The organism is Gordonia sp. w5E2, from assembly GCF_036540975.1.
Taxonomy (GTDB): domain Bacteria; phylum Actinomycetota; class Actinomycetes; order Mycobacteriales; family Mycobacteriaceae; genus Gordonia; species Gordonia jacobaea.
In genome coordinates this window covers 275,422-292,653 of record NZ_CP144213.1, presented here as the reverse complement: position 1 = coordinate 292,653, position 17,232 = coordinate 275,422, and the positions used below count along the sequence as shown (strand labels likewise).

Below are 17,232 nucleotides of genomic sequence, written 5' to 3'. Positions count from 1 at the left end.
CGTACGCGCGCTATGACTCGACCGTCGTGTGGGCGCGAAGATATTGTGCGAGCTGTGTGCGCCCGCGGTTGAGTCTCGATTTCACCGTCTGCACGCCGACACCCTGATGCTCGGCGATGTCGGCGTAGCTGAAGTCGCCGAACTCACGCAGCACAACCGCTTCGCGGATGTCGTCCGAGAGTTGTTGCAGTGCTTCGCGTAATTGATCGCGCAGCGCTATCTGCTCGTCGAATCGGGGTGCCGAATCGTCGGCGTCGAGGGTCACCGGCGCCTCGGGGTCGCTGAAGTCGGTGAGGGTGGTGTTCGCCTTGCGCTTGCGGATCAATGCGAGCGCATTGTTGGCGGCGATCCGGTGCATCCAGGTGGAGAATCTCGCCTCGCCGCGGAACTTGTCGAGGTTGCGCCACGCGGCGAGCAACGTTGCCTGGAGCGCGTCCTCGGCGTCGTGCTGGTTGCCGCAGATCTGTAGGCAGACTGCCCAGATCTGGTTGCGATGGCCATTGACCAGATCCGCGAAGGCGCGTTGGTCGCCGTCGCGTGCCTGCATCACGAGTACCGCTTCGTCCACAGATGCTCCCGATCAATCAAACGCCTCCGCACCGGTGACGGATATGCCACCGGTGCGAAAGACGTGTGCGGTCTTCGAAATTCAGCTCATCGAGCATTGTGCTCATGCGGCGCTCACAGGTGGTAGTCGCCCCCGTCGTGATGTCCACTACCACCGTCGTGATCGCCGTAATCGCCCTCGGCGAGGTCGACGTCGTGCCCGGTTGAATCGTCGTGCTGCAACGTCGGATCGTCGTCGCCATGCAGGACCGCGGGGTCTGCCGACACCGCACCACCGTCGTCGTGGCCGCCCTGATGTTGGTCGGCACCGTCTTGACCGTTTTCGTGATACACGCCGTCTTCGACGACGACGTCGTCGTCAGCGGGCACGTTGGGCTCGTCGTCCATGTCGGGGACGGTGCTGTCGTCTGCGGGAGCATCCGACTCGAATGCGGCGGACAGCGCGTGCTCGAACACCCCGGGCGGAGGGGCCTGCACGTCGTCGGGCGAGATGCCCAGCGCAGTCAGGATGGAGTCGTCATCAGCGCTCATCCGTATCTCCTTCGTTCGTAGCAGGCGGCTGTCGGTTCCACTGCGCGCCGGCTTTCTCGGTTAGATGCTGCCAGGTGTGTGTCAGCCTTGGTACGCCGACATCGATGACACCGCCGATGCGATCACCACGACGTAGAGCACGATCGTGAGTACGAACCCCACCCCGAACATGATCAGGGCATACTTTCCGAGCTTCTTTGCCTGGTCGGACGCGTGCTGCGCACCGACGCGGTCGCCCGAGATCCACAGCGTCGAGACCCTGCCCGCGTGCCCGAAGGCCGCGAAGGCCAGCGGCCAGAAGAAGATCAGCGCCGCGGCGGCCCAACCCATGTTCGACGACGGGCACGCCGTCGAAGGGCTCTCCTGCACCGACGGGCGCTGCACACCAGAGGCATTCATGTCACGACCCGACGGCCTCATGACGGTGGTGCGGTCATCGAGTCCGACCTGGGCGGCGGCACGGTAAGCGGGCATCGGCTGGTTCTGGTTGGGGTACATCGGATCTCCTCGGCTCGTTCGGTGCGCTTCTCGCACCGTCAGAGATTGGATGCGCCGAGACCCTCTGAATGTGCCGCGCGGCGTCGAAGAATCTTTATGACATGGGTCACTCTGGTGTTCATCGTTTCAACTGGAGCTTCGACGCCGTGTACGCGATCAGGAGTACGCCGAGTAGCGTGAGCGCACTTGCGGTCAGAAGCGCGTTGCCGAATGCGGGCTCCCAGAGGTGCGCCCCGCGCGTCTGTGGGGCCAGCGGCGCGATCGATGGCAGGTCCACCGCCATCGCCGACGCGGCGTACCCCCAGTACGACGGGAAGAGCCACGCGAGCTGCGACAGTCCCGGTGCGCTGAGTCGAAAGAGCCCGCCGCAGAACACCAATTGTGAGATGACGAGGATGACCAGGGGCGGCATTGTTTGTTCGTTGGACTTCACGGTGGCCGAGATAGCAAGTCCGACAACCGTACTCACGCATGCGATGGCCGCGACCGCACCGAGCAACTCGACAGGCGCCGCCCCCACGACACCTCCGGACGGCAGTCCCTTGCCCAGATAGCAGATCACCACCATCGTCGTCGACTGCGCGATCGCCACGCCGAAGTGGACCCCGACCTTGGCGGTCAGGTACGAGCCGGGGCGAAGTCCTACTGCGCGTTCGCGTTCGAAGATGTCGCGTTCACCGACGAGGTCGCGGACCGTCAGCGCCGTGCCCATGAAACAGGCTCCGATCACCAGGATGACGAGAACCTGCAGGGATTCTCCCGCGGTGTCCTGAGCCGTGTTGACGCCGAAACCGGCACTGCCGGGGATCACCAACGTCAGCAGCCCCAAGACGAGCGGCATCACCACGAGAAAGGCAAGGTATCCGGGATCGGCGAGGATCAGTCGCAGCTGGCGGCGGGCAATGGTGCTCGCCTGGCGCTGAGCACTGGTCTGGGGAGCCGTGCGCACAACCCGTGTGCTCGGCGTCGATTGGTGCCGATGCGAGGCGTGCCCGTTGGTTCGCGCGAGATGCCTGCGATAGGCGTCGTCGGGATGGCTTGCCACGTAGGAGAATATCTCGGCCCAATCGCTGTTCCCCATCGCGGGAGCCACCTCGTCGGGGCGGCCGCGGAAGGCTGTCTTGCCGCCGGGTGCGAGCAACAGCACCTGATCGCACATGGCGAGGTGAGTCAGCGAATGCGTGACGACGATGACCGTGCGCCCCGCGTCGGCGAGTCGACGCAGCGTCGTCATGACCTGTCTGTCGAGTGCCGGATCGAGGCCGGACGTCGGCTCGTCGAGGATGAGAAGTGAAGGGCCGGTGAGCAATTCCATCGCCACCGAGGCTCGTTTGCGTTGACCGCCGGATAGCGCGTCGACTCGGGTGTCGAGGTGCTCGGACAGTTGGAGCTCATCGAGCACCCCCGCGATCACGCGGTCGCGCTCGGATTCGGGCAGGTCCTCCGGGAGCCGAAGCTCGGCCGCGAACCGAAGTGCCTGCCGCAGAGTCAGTTTGCGGTGCAGGACGTCGTGCTGGGGCACCATGCCGATGCGGGTGCGCAGCGACTCGTACTCTGCGTGGACGTCGTGACCGTCGAACAACACCCGCCCGGACGTGGGGGCGGTCAGGCCGGCGACAATCTTCGACAGGGTCGACTTGCCTGCACCGGATGGGCCGACGAGTGCTGTCAGCGTTCCCGGCCCGGCGACCAGATCGACGTCGTGGAGGAGTTCTTTGGTGCGGTCGACGACGAGCCCGATGCTCTCGACCTGCAACCCTCCCCAGGCAGCATTGGACCCGACTGCACTGATCCCAGCTGCGAGGAGATCGCCGCCTCGAACGATGAGGTCGGTGTTGCCGACCGTCACCAGGTCGCCGTCGGTGACCACGGCTCGCCCAAATATCCTGTGTCCGTTGACGAAAGTGCCGTTGACACTGCCAAGGTCCTCGAGATGACGTTCGCCGAGTCCGACGACCAGGCGAGCATGTCGTCGAGACACGAGCACGTCGTCGACGGCGAGGTCGTTGGTCGGGCCACGTCCGATGAGCGTCACCGACGGATTGTCGGAGGGCGAACCGTGCTCGACCTCTTCGGTCGCGAGCGCAACGACGAGAATCGGTGCCGATGCCGGCGGTCCGAGGTGCACCGACGTCGTCGAGGTGATCGGAAAGTCGACGACCAATGCGCCCGACACGACCAGCGTCGCCCCGTCGACACTCACGAGATGCCATGTGTCATCACGCCATTCGATCGCGAGGTGGTGTTCGCGTACATCCCGGTGATCGACGACGATGTCGTTGTCGAGCGCCGCTCCCACTGTCAACCGCGTCGTCTCACCGAGCGCGTACACACACGATTCGACACTCACGCTTCCGGGCATGGGAACAGTGGTTGTCATGGAGGGTCCGCCTTCTCGATGGGTGAACGACGCTCAGGCGCCGTGACCAACACCGGGCGGCAGCCCCGCGATCTGCGATGGGGCTGCCGCCCGGTGCGGCCCGAATGGGTGGTGTCCGGCGACTGGACGACAGGTCGAACTCCGCCTCGACCAGACGACCTGCCGATCAGACGGAAACGTCTCCGTGGTGATCGTCGTGCGCACCGTGGTCGTCGTAGGTATCCGAATCGGTGCCGTACGTCTCGTGCGACTCGTCGTGTGCCGACGGATCGGACGCGCCGTCGGGGCCGCCGTAGACGTAGCTCACGGTGTCGGCGTTGCCGTCACCATCGGCGTCGGTGAGCACGGTGTCGGCAACGCCGTCGTTGTCGACGTCGAGGACGGTGGTGTCGAACTTGCCGTCGTGATCGCTGTCGATGAGCTTCACATCGGCGGTGCCATCGCCGTCGACGTCAATGGTCGCGCTGTCGACTTTGCCCTGCTCGTCGAACGTATCGACCTCGCGGACCTGGCCGTGCTCGTCGGTGATCGTGCGAAGGTCCGCGACCCCGTCGCCATCGGTATCCGATTCGAAGACGGTCGTGCCGTTCTCTCCCGCGTACGCAACCGTGTCCATCTTGCCGTCGCCATCCGTATCTCCCTCGAGGAGAGTGACGTTGCCCTCGCTGTCGAGGTAGGCGTTCACCTGGTTGCCGTCGTCGTCGCTGAGGTGCACGACGTCGACGTTGCCGTCGCCATCGACGTCAACGGTGGAATCAGCGTGCAGCCCGGTCTGCGACTCCACCGCAGACTTCTCGGACTCCTGCGGTGCAGCATCCTTCGTCGGCGCCTCGGCTTCGGTCGGCGCGGCAGCGTCAGTCGGTGCGGCATCCTCGGCCGGTGCCTCAGCGTCGGTCGGTGCAGCAGCGTCGTCAGCCGGCGCAGCAGCGTCAGTCGGTGCCTCAGCCTCGGACGGGGCGGGAGCCTCAGCCGGCGCAGCAGCGTCGGTCGGTGCAGCAGCGTCCTCAGCCGGTGCAGCGTCCTCAGCCGGTGCAGCGTCCTCGGCCGGTGCAGCATCCTCGGCCGGTGCAGCAGGCTCGGCCGGTGCAGCATCCTCGGTCGGCGCGGCATCCTCAGCAGGTGCCTCCGCGTCCTCGGCCGGTGCCGGGTCCGACGGCGACGAGTTCTCGGATTGGGCGTCGGCAGGGCTCGCCTGGGCGTCCGGGGCGGACTTCTCGTCGTAGGGCTCGTCCGGACTGATACTCGGCTTTGCGTCCTGCTCGGACGTCGAGGCGGAGGCCTCAGTGGGCTCAGTGGGCTCAGTGCTGGAATCCTCGGTGCTCGAATCCTCGGTCGGAGCCTCCGTGCTCGAATCCTCGCTCGGGGCCTCAGTGCTCGAATTGTCAGCGCTCGAGTACTCCCCGTTGGCGGATAGCGTTCCCGCGGGCTCGCCGTTCCGCGTGTAGCTGATGTCGCCGTTCTCCTCGAAGGTTGCGACGATCTTGTTTCCGGCGTCGTCTTGCATCTCGACCTTCTCGGGAGTCCCGTCCTTGTCGGCGTCTTCGACGGAGACGACGGTCAAGTTGCCTTCGACCTCGATGTTGTCGGCGATGTTGCCGGGATCTCGGGTCTCGCTCATGTCCGACTTCTTTCTCTCGAGCCCGCCATCTCGAGCGGGCTTACTGATGCGTGCAGGGTTTGGACGCTTTCAGGGATTGGATGCGACCGGATGCGTGGAATGTTCCGCGGATCAGGAAATCAATCCGGCGCGACTCAGATACGTCTTGCCGTCGGCGACCGATTCGAGTCCGAACGTGGTCACCTGGAGGTTGGTCGACGTGTTCGCGTAGGTCGCGATGTACGAGTTGGTGCCGCCGTCCGGCTTGATCTCCGCGGCAGACACGCGGGCGGAATCCTCGACCAGCGTGCCCTTCCCGTCGCTCTGTGTTCCGTTGCGGAGCGAGGTGATCGAGCTCTGCGCTCCCGTGGAGTCAGACGAAAAGCTGACGAACCCGTCGATTCCCCCGTAGGACTTCTTCTCGAAGAACGACCCCAACGGTCCGTCCTCCTTGATGTTGCACATCATGGAGAGCGCGCCATTGGTGGTGAAGTCGCTCTTGCGGCAATCTTCGACGCCGTCCTGCAACGCCGAGGGCAGGAGGCTGTAGAGCTGCTTCTCATCTGTGACGATCGCACTACCATTCGCCGCCGTCTGCGTGGCGGCGGCCGTCGAGCTTTGCGCCGCTTGGTTCGGATTGTCATCTCCGCCACCACGATTCGCGAGCGCAATACCACCGACCACGATCCCGGCCACCGCGACGACCGCGACACCGACGAGCGCGACCCGACCCCACTTTCGTCCGCCCGACGACGCCGGTGCCGGCGACGGCGTCGCCGCAGCGCGCTGTCCGGCGGGCGCCTGCGATGCACCGGCGGGATATCGGCCGTCTGCAGCCTGCTGCGCGGTCGGCGCCATCAGGTCGGCTGCGGCCGGGGCGGCCGGACGCTCACGGGTATCGGCTGCACGATCGCCGACCGCTGTCACCAAAGCACCTTGTGCGACAACGGTTTTCGGGTCGTCGAGCGTGGCGACGGGACCGACTTCACCGAGCCGCTGCTGAATGAGCGGAATCCTCGACGACCCGCCCGTCAGGTACAGGGCGGTCAACTGTTCCGGATGCGTGATCCCGGCGTCGAGCAGCGTTGCCCTGGTCAGACGCAACGCCTGCTCGGCCGCGGGCGCGATCAGTTCGTCGAATTCGTCGCGGGTGATCTGTAGGGTTTGCCGACCCTGCGGTGTGTTGTTGATCGTGATGGTCGCCGAGGGCGCTTCGGACAGCAGCTCTTTGGCGCTGCGGATGGACTCCTGCAGGCTCTGCATGACGTCGACCGGCGCACGTCGACGCAGCCACTCGACCAGTTCAGGGTCGCGGTCGGCGAGCCGTTGCTCCACCCATCGCTGGATCAGCGCATCGATGTTCTTGCCACCAAGGCCGTTGTCACCGCGTGCGGCGATCACCTGGAACGCATTCGGCCCGGTCACTGTGAGTACCGCGATGTCGAGGGTGCCGCCGCCGAAGTCGAAGACGGCGATCCGTGCTCCGGGCTGCATGGCGTGTGATCGGCTGTAATGTGCTGCGGCGGCGCGTGGTTCGGAAATGGTCGTGATGCGCGAGCCGTCGATGCCCGCACGCATCGCCGCCTCGGCGAGTACGCCGACCTGCTGTGGCGCCCACGCCTCGGGATGGGTCAGGACGACCTGCGCCGGCAATTGCCCCGCGTGCGCGGCTTTGCCACGGGAGATGATCGCCGACATCACCGCGGCCACCGGCAGCGCCGACGGCATCGTGTAGCCGGCGATCACCGTCGTGGGGGCACCCGTGATCAGTCGCTTGGGAGAGGCGACGAAACCGACCGGATTCTGCTGCGCGAGGTTGCGCGCGGGCTCACCGACGGAAATCCGTTCGGGGGACGCGACATACACGCTCGACGGCATCAGATTGCTCGTATGCGAGAGCGACAGCGTCTCGATACTTCCGCTTGTCGCACCCGAATGCGCGGCAGCGGAATTCGACGTACCGAAGTCGATGGCGAGAATCCAGGTCGGTGACATATGCGTGTGGGTGTCCTGTGTGTTGCTCGGTGAGCGGTTGCTCATCTGGTGGCGGTCGGTGTGGTCAACGGGGTGTAGCTGCGGATCAGGGTGACGATGGCGGCATCCTCTGCCGCTGAGCTCGTGGCGAGTGAACGCTGGTGCGCCATCGCCAGACGACGCTGTGCCTCTGCGGCGACGGCATGCGACGGTGCGGACGGGGGTAGCCCGACGCGCCCGGCCGCTGAAGTTGCACGGAGGATGGTGTGCAGTTCCTCGGTGACCGCCGCGTTGGGGTCGGTACGGAGCATGCGCTGGTAGTCCTCGAGGACGGTGACCAGATGCAACTCCGGCTTGTTGCGAAGTTCCATCGTGAGCGTCCGAATGTGATCGCGCGCCGGATGGGTGAAAGCCAACTGATCGAGTCGGGCAAGAATACGGTGTGCCCGATGCAGAACGGCATACCGGGCTATCGACGTGGTCAATTCGCCGCGCAACTGACCGATACCCGACAGCGACATCAACCAGGCATTGAGCTCCGACGCTCCGCGCGCCGCGATCTGGCGACCGTTGAGCACGCCGTATTCCCCGAGTAGGCCGAGCAAACGCGCGCGTACCTGCGGCGACAGTTCACTGCGGACGTCGTCGTTGTCGAATGTGCGCACCACGTCGAGCCTGGACAACGGCGCGAGCCGCGCCAACGCCGATGCGAGATCCTCGGTCAGCATGCCGGTGTGGCTGGTTTGGGCCATGAGTCCGGAAATCGCCACGACGTCGCTGACCGTCTCCGACAACTGCTTGGCCAGAACGCGCGCGTGGTCGGCGGCGTACGGAATCGGGTCGCGTCGTCCGAGTGCGCCCTCGCCGAACGAATCGGCTCGCGACAACACTCCGAGCATGTTGAGCGGAGTGAATGGGAGCTGGGAGAGGAACTCGATCTCGTCGGTGCGCGGCGCGGCGTCGAACAGAAAGACCGCGGCGTCGGCGTCGATGGACGCCGTGCGCGTCTGCTCGAACCCGTCGATCACGGCGCGCCTCGTCGCCGAGTCGTTTTCGGTTGTCAGCGTCGACAATCCGGGCGTGTCGATCAGAGTGAGCTGGCGCAACGACGCCGACGGCATCCACCGCTCGACAAACTGGATCTCCGACGACGGCAGCGGTAGGTCGACGGGCTGATGAGCCGCGACGGTGACGCGATGGCGTCGGCCGTCGATTCCGACGATCTCGGCACGCGACGGGCTGCCATCGGAGTAGACGGTGACGACGTTGGTGGCCTCGAGCGCAGCGGTTTCGGCGACCGGCGCTCCGATGAGCGCGTTGACCAGCGTCGACTTGCCTGCCTTCAAGCGTCCGACGATGACCACGCGGGGCGGCGACCACAGGATGGTGCCGATCGAGTTGGCGTGCTCGACGAGGTCGCCACCGAGACCGGCGAGTTGTCGCAGACCGCGATCGAGAGCGGCGTGCACCGGATCGTTGCCGGAGGACGTGGTCATCGTTTCACCTGAGCCAGGTACTTCTCGGCCGAGGCGATCCGCTTGTCGACAACCTCGAGGTTCGACGTCAGACGGGTGACGGTCTTGTCGCGCGACGCGGAGTCGGACTGCGCCGCCTTCTGAACCTCGTTGATCGTGTTCTGCAGGGTCTCGATGTTCTCGCGCAGATAGTTTCGATAGCGGATGACGATCTCGGGCCGCGCCTGCGCGACGGCACTCTCGAGGAGGCGACCGGTTGCTGCCTTCGTCGCTCCGATGGTCTCCCTCAGCCAGGTCAGCAGGTTCGCTTTGCCTGCTCGGATCGCGCGGAAACCCAGATTCACGCCGACCCACACCGTGCCGACCACGACGCCGACACCCATCAGAGCGCTCAGTCCGAGTATTCCGCCGAGCGTCGATGATCCGACGACACCCATCGTCAGCAGCGTCGGATCGAGCAGACCGTGCCGCTTGCTCGCGACCTGATGCGTCTCGATTCGCTTGTCCTGCATGGATTCGACGATCTGCGAGCGCAACTCTTCCCACACGGTGGGGTCGTCGGTGAATCGCGGCGCGACCACGGTGTCGTGGAGTCGCTGCAGGAACTCGGCGAGAGTCTGCGCCATCGCCAACTGGAGGTCGGCGTGCATGTCGGCGGTGAACTTCTGTTCGCTGCGGCGCAGCACCTGCATGCCGTGCTTGTTGACGTACAGGGTCCACTTGTCGCGCACGTCGTCGAGGCGTCGTTCGAGACCATCGACCGCCTGCTGCCGCAGCAACGTGAGGTCACGGGCGAGGTACTGCTCCCATTCGCGTGCCTGCTCCTGCAATTCGGTGAGCCTGTCCCGCTCAGCGGTGAGGTCGGGCAGCGCCTTCGCGCCGGCCTGCACGGCGTCGAGTTCACGAGAGATCTTGGAGCGCAACACCTTCAGACCTTCGAGGCAGGTGCGCACCGCGTCGGCCTCCGGGAGCTCTGCTGCGGCGTCGAGTCGTCGGGTGAGTTCGGAACGCAACGTAGCGATGCCGCTCTCGTGCTCCAGCCGCTCCTGCTCTGCGGGGTCGGCGAGTTCGGTCGAGAGCGATGCGAGAAGGCTCGACACCCCGAAAACCGGGAACGGACGCCCGATCTCGCGGGTCAGCAGGCGCTCGTTCTCACCGACGATCTCTCGCCAGCGTCGAAGATTCTTGTCGGTTTTCGTCACCACCACGATCACCGAGTCGACTGTCGACGACGCCTCGCGAACGAACTCCATCTCCGGGGCAGTCAACGGCGACGACGCGTCGCACACCAGAACCAGCACACACGCCTGCTGGGCCGACTGCGTAGCCAGTTTGGCCAACCCGACGTCGAGCCCGCCAACCCCCGGGGTGTCGACCATCGTCATGTCGGAGACCCGTGCCGTCCGCACCGCGACCGCGGCCGACGTCGGAAGCTCCTCGGCCTGTGGATCGCGGACATGTGCACCGTCGGTGGTCACCCACTGCGCGAGTTCGTCGACGGGCGTGGTCCGCGACGTCCCGGACGGAAAGAACAGCTCGGCCGTCTCGTCGACGTCGAGGGCGGAGTCGACGGTGACCGACACCGCGGTCGACGAGGTCACCTCGACACCGACGGGACACAGATCCCGTTGCCCGATGAGGGCATTGACCAGCGAACTCTTACCCCGCTGCACCTCTCCGACGACCACAACCGTGCGGGCTTGCCGGTCGCGGGCGAGTTTGGCGGCGGCAACGTCGGCAAGGGTGTCCATCTTGTAGGCGCGGAGCACCGTCGAAGCGGCATCGACAATGGCCGACGCGTCGCCGGCAGCGGATTTCCGCTCCGTCGCACCCTGCGCCTGTGCAGCCATTCTCTCGCCCCGTACCCGATCGTTTATGCCTCGACGTCGCTGATGCCCGGACGTCATTCATGCCCCGACGGATTCGCCGCGGCGCCGCGTTGCCGGTACACCGCTTCCGACCGAAACCCCATCCGCGGCCCGACAGGGCGTGAGTCTAACGTCCTGCCGTTGGCACTGTGCCATCTAGATGACGTGAATGACACGGGCAGCGGTCATCGGGGCGTCGTGTACTAGCCTGCTGAGCGAAGTGAACAATTCGGTCAGTGGCCGGAACCGACCGATTGCGCAGCACCGGAGGGGGCGAACAACGTGATGGCTGGCATGCGCCCTGGAACGCGTGCGGCGATGACCAGCGCACTTGCTGCGCTGATCTTGCTCAGCGCCTGTTCTGTCGACGGGCATGCCGTGAACGACTCCGACCCTGCCGCGAGCGCAGCAATCGACGTCAAGTCGCTCGACACCGGTAAGTACCCCACCGAGCCACGCAAGCCGTTCGGCAAGCCGACCGTCGAGAATGTCCTCCAATACGAGGGGCAGCGGATGGCGCAGTTCATCGTCGCGCCCTTCGAAATCGACCGGGATCTCACTCAGATGGGCTTGCCGACACAGATGCTCTTCAGTCGGTCGAGCAACGTCAAGGCTGTTGTCGGCGAGGACGTCGGCGGAGTTCCCGCCAACGAGAACGTCTTCTACGGCTATGTCGCCTCGGCGTCGACTCCTGACAGCATGTTGCGCACCGGGACCAAGCGCTCACTGAACAATATGGTGGCGCGATACCTGACCGCGGCCGACGCCACCGCGGCCGCGAACCAGATGGCAGATGTGTACGGCAAGCGACCGAAGACCACGCCGGTTCGCCCGGCCGGATTGTCGGGAAGCCGTGTCCTGACATCCCCCGGCGGCGAGCCGGGCAACACCTCGATGGCGTCGTTCACCGCCCACAACACCTACGTGCTCGTCACCTCATACACGGTCGACGACGCTCAGAAGGACATGCTCGAGCCCGCGATCAGCAAAGCGGTCAATCTGCAGAGCGCACTGATCGATCAGTTCCCGGCGGCGCCGACCAAGGAAGAAGCGGCCGCACACACGCGGCCCTCCCAGAAGCTCCTCATGGACCAGAGCCGCGTTCTGATCTATGCGCTGCCCTACAGCGACAAGGAACTCGAAGAAGGCGATATCGCCGACACCAATATGGGCAACGTGCGAGCCGTTTACGGCCCTCGGGCGATGTCGTTCAGAAGTGACGATCCGCCCGGCACCTTCGCGCTCTTGAACGAAACCGGCTCGACGGCCAACGCGGTCGAGCGGTCGACCGTGTACCGGGCCAAGACCGCCGATGGCGCCAAGAAGATCATGGACACCCTCGCCACAGGCAACAAAACCCGCGGGCGCAAGTCGCAGCCGGCACCACCCAACCTCCCCGGCGCGCGATGCGCTCAAGAGATCGCGCGCAACCTCACCCAATACTGGTGCGAGGTTCGGGTAGGCCGCTACGTCGGCGAGGTCTTCGGCGAAGACCTCAAGGACGTACAGCAGCAGGCCTCCGCTCAGTACGTGATTCTCACCAAGGCCGATCAGAATGCGAACTAACAACATGAAGAGAGCACCGATGCGTCGTAAACACGTTGTCGCGCAGACAGTTTCACTGTTCGCCGTTGCCGCCGCACTCGCGGGGTGCACCGTCGACGGCAACGCTGTCAACGACTCCGACCCGGCAGCGAACGCGGTCGTCGACGTCAAGTCCCTCGACACCGGCAAGTACCCGACCGAACCTCGGAAACCATTCGGCGAGGCCACCGGAGACGAGGTCGTCACCTACGACGCGCAGCGGATGGCGCAGTACATCGTCGCGCCGTTCGAGATCGACGCCGACCTGACCAACATGGGTTTGCCGATGCAGGTTCTCTACAGCACGACCAATGTCCGAGCGGTCGTCGGAGACGACGTCGCAAATGTGAAGGCCAACGACGCGATCCTCTACGGCTACGTCGTTTCGGCCTCTACGCCTGACGAGACGATTCGGGCGGGCACCAAGCGGGAACTGAACAACTTCGTGACCCGCTACATCACCCCTGCCGACGCCACCGCCGCGGCGAATCAGATGGCCGACGCCTATCTCAAGCGCCCCAAGGCCACCACGGTTCGGGTCGACGGGATGTCGGGGAGCCGGGTGATCTCGGTCCCTGGCAATACCAACGGAACCACCGCCCTCGTCTCCATCACCGCGCACAACACCTACGTGCTCTTCACCTACTACCAGACGACAGACGCGCAGAAAGACCAGCTACAGCCTGCCATCAAGAAGGCCGTCGACCTGCAGACCGCACTGATCGATCAGTTCCCGGCCACGCCGACCAAGGCCGAACGGGAGGCACGCAATCAGCCCAAGAAGCAGCTGATCATGGACCAGAACCACATCCTGATCTATGCGTTGCCCTACACCGACCAGGAGATCAAGGACGCGAAGGTCAAGACGCCCAATCCGGGCAACGTCCGAGCCGTATACGGGCCGCGATCGATGTCGTTCTTCTCGTCGGATCCGCCGGCAGACTTCCGCCTGCTGAACGAGGTCGGATCGACCGCCAACGCGATGGACAGGGCAACCGTCTACCGGGCGAAGACCCCCGAGGGCGCGAAGAAGATCATGGACACCTTCGAGAATTCCAACCGTGCGCGCGGAATGAAGCCCGTGCCCGCACCTCCCAATCTTCCTGCGGCGCGCTGTCTCTCCGAGGTCACCCAGAACGTCACGGGCTATTGGTGCGAGGTCAGCTATGGCCGGTACGTGGCCGAGCTGGTCGGCACCGACCCCAAGGACGTGTACCAGCAGACCTCTGCCCAGTACGTCATCTTCACCAAAGCCGACCAGAAGGCAAACTGAGCGGTCAGCGAATCGTCACCTGGCGGGTACGCAGCCCATCTCGTGAGCTGCGCTCGTCGATGGTCAGATCGCTTGTGGCGGTGAGCGCTTCGGCGAGCCAGGCGTCGAATTGATCGAGGCCGGGATACCACTCTTCGTGGTGCATCTCGTTGTCGAGATCGAAGACGGGCACCAAGAGACCATGCGTGCGGAACGAACCGGCGAACCGCGAGCCCTCACCGAGCGTGAGGTGTCCGGCCGCGTGTAAGCGCGCGAGCGCGTTCATCAGTACGTCCTCGGCTTCTGGGCGTACCCACCGGAGGTGTGCGCGATCGCCTGCGTCGACCCACCACGGAGCGCCGACGCCGCTCTTGGGGTGCAGCCTCGCTGTCGGCAGCACGGTGTCGCTTGCGCGCTCGACCATCGGAGCGATCTCGGCGGGCACCTCGGCGCCGTCGGGGAACCACCACGAGAAGTCGTCGTGGACGATGATGTCCAGCGGCGCATCGGCTTTCAGAACGTCGGCGAGCGTACCGTCGTACTCCGACGCCGGACCCGCGTACTCGTCGCCGATCTTCGCGTGCGCCGCCCATGAAATCGACTGGGCGAGAGCAGAGTTGACGTCATCCGGATCGGGATCGGTTTGCGTCGCCGCGACGCCCTGTGGCGCGGTACGGAATTCACGCACGACGGCGGGGACGGCACCGGGCAGGATGGTTGCCAGCAGCACCTCGTTGCGCTCGCCCGGTTTGGGGGCGGGACGGGGCGCGTTGTCGGGCATCACCGACGTGGGTTCGGGCCATGTCGGCCCCGGCTCGATGAGGTCGAGTACCGCTGTCGCAGAACTGACGAACGAGCGCAGTGCCACCAGGTCGCACTCGGCCGCAAGGCCCGCGAACGGACGGGGTGAGGGCTCGAGTGTCGCTGCAGCGCGGGCCTTTCGCGCGGCAACGCGCTCTGCTCGGTTACTCCCGGGACGCGGACCGGATCCTCGTTTGCTCTTCTTGGCCATGGGTCCACCCTCTCACGTTGGGGATCAGTCGACGGTCACCAGCCAGTCACGGACCTTGGCCGGTCGATTGGTGGCGACCCAACGCACACCGAGGTCTGCGCAGAGTTGGACGTCGGCCTGCTCGTCGACCGTCCAGCAGTACGTGACGCGTCCGGCGGCCGCGGCCTTGTCGACGATCTCGGGGTGCATGCGGAGCGTCTCGACCGACGGTCCGATTCCGGTCGCACCGACCGCGGTCGCCGCCGAACCGCCAAGAACCCGGGCCGTGTCGCCGAGCAGGATCGTCGGCAACATCGGCGCGTGACGTCGAATCCGCCACACACCCGCCGACGAGAACGAGATGACCACGGCGCGGCTGTGATCGGCTGACGGCGGTGTGGCAACGCCGAATTCGTGCAGCGCCTCGAGGAGTTTCTGCTCGACGAGGCTGCCGAAACGGACGGGGTGCTTGGTCTCGATGAACAGCCGCACGGGGCGTCGCCAGTCAAGAGTCAACGTGAGCAACTCGCGCAGCGTGAGCACCGAAGCGGGCGCGTCTGCGTCATGCCAACTGCCGAAGTCGAGCTCACGAAGCTCCGCGAGAGTCATCTCGCTGACCACACCGGAGCCATTCGACGTGCGGTCGACGGTTCGATCGTGGATGCAGACGAGTTCGTGGTCGGCGGTGAGCCTGACGTCGCATTCGAGGCCGTCGGCACCCTGGTCGAGCGCAAGTTCGTATGCGGCGAGGGTGTGTTCCGGCGCCTGCGACGACGCGCCCCGATGCGCCACGACGGCGGGTTTTCCCGACCGCGACACCTTCTCGACGGTGCTCACGCGACCGCCACCCACCGCTTCTTGACGACGGGGTCATCGGCGACGAGGACGTTCGGCAGGTGGCGCGACGCCCAGAATGCGAACGCTGCGGACACCGCTGCGCTGATGGTGATCAAGGCGAGGGCGTCGGCGCCGGTCTGGATCGAGCCCGAGGCCAGCGAGACCGCCCAGGTGATTGCCGCCCAGATGGCCAGTGCGTTGACGAGCGCCCACGCGACCCAGAGTCGGTCGAGTGCCGCGCGCGTCATGCCGTCGACGCCTCGTTCGCGCCAGTCGTCGGCCGCCGCGTTGGCTGCCTCATGCAGCAGCAGCGGAGCCCCGATCACGTTGACCACCGGGATACCGGCCAGGACGATGATCTGCCACCGCGGGCGCGGATCGCGGCGTCCGCGGTGTCGATAAGCGTGTTCGCGCACCGCGATCAACCAGCGCACAGTGGCGACGAGGGTACTGATGACGGCGACCAGGGCGACGAGTCCAGCGAGGATGACCAGGGCGCCGCTCACGACGATCAGCCACGCCGGCAGCGGGGTGCCCCGATTGATCACCAGCAGGATGTAGCGGAGGAGATGCACCACGGCCGACGCGGCGAGGGCTCCTGCGCTGATCACGAGCGCGCTTCGCAGCGTCTCGGACGCGCGCTCAGCGGGAGCGTCGAGCCGATGTTCGTCGATGGGATCGTCGCGCAGTCCCCAGCGCGGCAGGTAGGTGTAGCGAGGGATCAGTCGTGGACCGCGATACACCTGGGGTCGACGCTGCGGAAACGATTCGGGTGGTCGCCTGGCCACCCAGCGCACGTTGCGGCTGCGGTACATGCGAGGCGCTTGGGTCTGTTGTGGACGCTGCTGGGGCGCGGGCCGCGGCGCGGCGCGGCGGTTGACCGGCGGCCCGGCGGGAGGTGCGGGGGGCCCGGCGGGACGTGTGGGAGGCCCGGCGGTGGGCGGCCCCGACTGGCGCGGGACCCGCGCGGCCGCCTGAGCGGACTCGACCACCACGAGGTTGCCGCCGCAGCGCGGACAGTGCTCGCGCCCGTCCCGGTGCGGTGCCTGGATGCGGCACCGCGGACACATGTCGTACATCGTGCCGCCGCTAGTTCGCGTCCGGAGAGTTGCCGGAACCCGTGTCTCCCGGTCCCGTCTGCACCGGCTTGTTGTTCTCGATCCACGCGATCATGCCGCCGCGCACACACGAACCGTCGATTCCCGCCTGCTCGAGGTACTGCAGGACACGCATCGAGCGTCCGCTGGAATGGCAAATGACGAGGAGTTCTGAGTCCAGGTCGATCTCGTCCAGTCGGCCGGGAATCTCGCCGAGGGGTATATGCACTGCGCCTCGGACGTGCCCCGCGTTCCATTCGTCGTCCTCGCGCACGTCGAGGAGAACGCGGCCGGGCTCGTCGGTGAAGTCGTCCGGCAACTCGGTCACCGGTACCTGTGGAATGTCGCCCATGCTCACGTTTCCATGTTGGCACATCGCGCAGGGGCGGAACTGCCACCTCGCCTGAACCCGACGGTCACGGTCTCGTCGAGGCTCGCTGATGCTTCGAGCGTGTCCGTCGTGCGCGGGACGCGCAATTTGACAGCGTGCGGACGCGCGAACGCCATCCACATCCCGCTATGTATGTCTGCATAATGCTATCCACATGCCGGTTTGACAAGCGTCGCTTTAGACAACTCGG

General features: G+C 65.7%; 14 protein-coding genes. 2 read left to right on the top strand and 12 right to left on the bottom strand.

Translation table 11 applies throughout. The features are described 5' to 3' along the window. Positions 1–10 precede the first annotated feature (10 nt). The 8 genes from RND64_RS01225 to RND64_RS01190 all read right to left on the bottom strand — a co-directional run bounded on the left by RND64_RS01225 (position 11) and on the right by RND64_RS01190 (position 10,872). Positions 11–568 (bottom strand): RNA polymerase sigma factor, encoded by a 558-nt coding sequence (locus tag RND64_RS01225; RefSeq protein WP_049700224.1) that lies wholly within the window; start codon positions 566–568, stop codon positions 11–13. Positions 569–681: 113 nt separating this feature from the next. Next, positions 682–1,098, bottom strand: coding sequence for a hypothetical protein (locus tag RND64_RS01220; protein ID WP_331436390.1), 417 nt, complete (start codon positions 1,096–1,098; stop codon positions 682–684). 81 nt (positions 1,099–1,179) lie between these two features. Beyond that, positions 1,180–1,596: a CD225/dispanin family protein gene (locus RND64_RS01215; protein ID WP_270485043.1), complete on the bottom strand. Its 417-nt coding sequence runs from the start codon at positions 1,594–1,596 to the stop codon at positions 1,180–1,182. 118 nt (positions 1,597–1,714) lie between these two features. Continuing rightward, positions 1,715–3,976 (bottom strand): ATP-binding cassette domain-containing protein, encoded by a 2,262-nt coding sequence (locus RND64_RS01210; protein WP_270485045.1) that lies wholly within the window; start codon positions 3,974–3,976, stop codon positions 1,715–1,717. 166 nt (positions 3,977–4,142) lie between these two features. Further along, positions 4,143–5,594: a hypothetical protein gene (locus RND64_RS01205; RefSeq protein WP_270485047.1), complete on the bottom strand. Its 1,452-nt coding sequence runs from the start codon at positions 5,592–5,594 to the stop codon at positions 4,143–4,145. 111 nt (positions 5,595–5,705) lie between these two features. Continuing rightward, a complete protein-coding gene (locus RND64_RS01200; protein ID WP_331436389.1) occupies positions 5,706–7,613 on the bottom strand; it encodes an Hsp70 family protein in 1,908 nt (635 codons plus the stop codon). Beyond that, positions 7,610–9,043, bottom strand: a complete 1,434-nt coding sequence (locus tag RND64_RS01195; protein ID WP_331436388.1) for a GTPase — start codon at positions 9,041–9,043, stop codon at positions 7,610–7,612. The genes RND64_RS01200 and RND64_RS01195 overlap by 4 nt, the downstream gene beginning before the upstream one ends. After that, a complete protein-coding gene (locus RND64_RS01190) occupies positions 9,040–10,872 on the bottom strand; it encodes a dynamin family protein (protein ID WP_331436387.1) in 1,833 nt (610 codons plus the stop codon). The genes RND64_RS01195 and RND64_RS01190 overlap by 4 nt, the downstream gene beginning before the upstream one ends. Positions 10,873–11,208: 336 nt before the next feature. Here RND64_RS01190 and RND64_RS01185 point away from each other — a divergent pair, with 336 nt between their 5' ends. Continuing rightward, positions 11,209–12,456 carry a DUF7373 family lipoprotein gene (locus RND64_RS01185; RefSeq protein WP_231895426.1) on the top strand — a complete coding sequence of 416 codons (1,248 nt, stop codon included), beginning with the start codon at positions 11,209–11,211 and terminating at the stop codon, positions 12,454–12,456. A gap of 19 nt (positions 12,457–12,475) precedes the next feature. Continuing rightward, the gene (locus RND64_RS01180; protein ID WP_049700232.1) at positions 12,476–13,747 is read left to right on the top strand and encodes a DUF7373 family lipoprotein; all 1,272 of its coding nucleotides are present in this window, start codon (positions 12,476–12,478) and stop codon (positions 13,745–13,747) included. Positions 13,748–13,751: 4 nt separating this feature from the next. Here the strand turns inward: RND64_RS01180 and RND64_RS01175 are convergent, their stop codons facing one another. From RND64_RS01175 to RND64_RS01160, 4 genes are all read right to left on the bottom strand, one after another. After that, entirely contained in the window at positions 13,752–14,738 is a 987-nt protein-coding gene (locus RND64_RS01175; RefSeq protein WP_331436386.1) for a DUF5926 family protein, read from the bottom strand. A 24-nt stretch (positions 14,739–14,762) separates the two neighbouring features. Next, positions 14,763–15,554 carry a glycerophosphodiester phosphodiesterase gene (locus tag RND64_RS01170; protein WP_270485058.1) on the bottom strand — a complete coding sequence of 264 codons (792 nt, stop codon included), beginning with the start codon at positions 15,552–15,554 and terminating at the stop codon, positions 14,763–14,765. Next, on the bottom strand, positions 15,551–16,342 hold the full coding sequence (locus tag RND64_RS01165) for a DUF4328 domain-containing protein (RefSeq protein WP_231894316.1): 792 nt from the start codon (positions 16,340–16,342) through the stop codon (positions 15,551–15,553). The genes RND64_RS01170 and RND64_RS01165 overlap by 4 nt, the downstream gene beginning before the upstream one ends. Before the next feature lie 301 nt (positions 16,343–16,643). After that, a complete protein-coding gene (locus RND64_RS01160) occupies positions 16,644–17,003 on the bottom strand; it encodes a rhodanese-like domain-containing protein (RefSeq protein ID WP_049700235.1) in 360 nt (119 codons plus the stop codon). Positions 17,004–17,232: the final 229 nt, after the last annotated feature.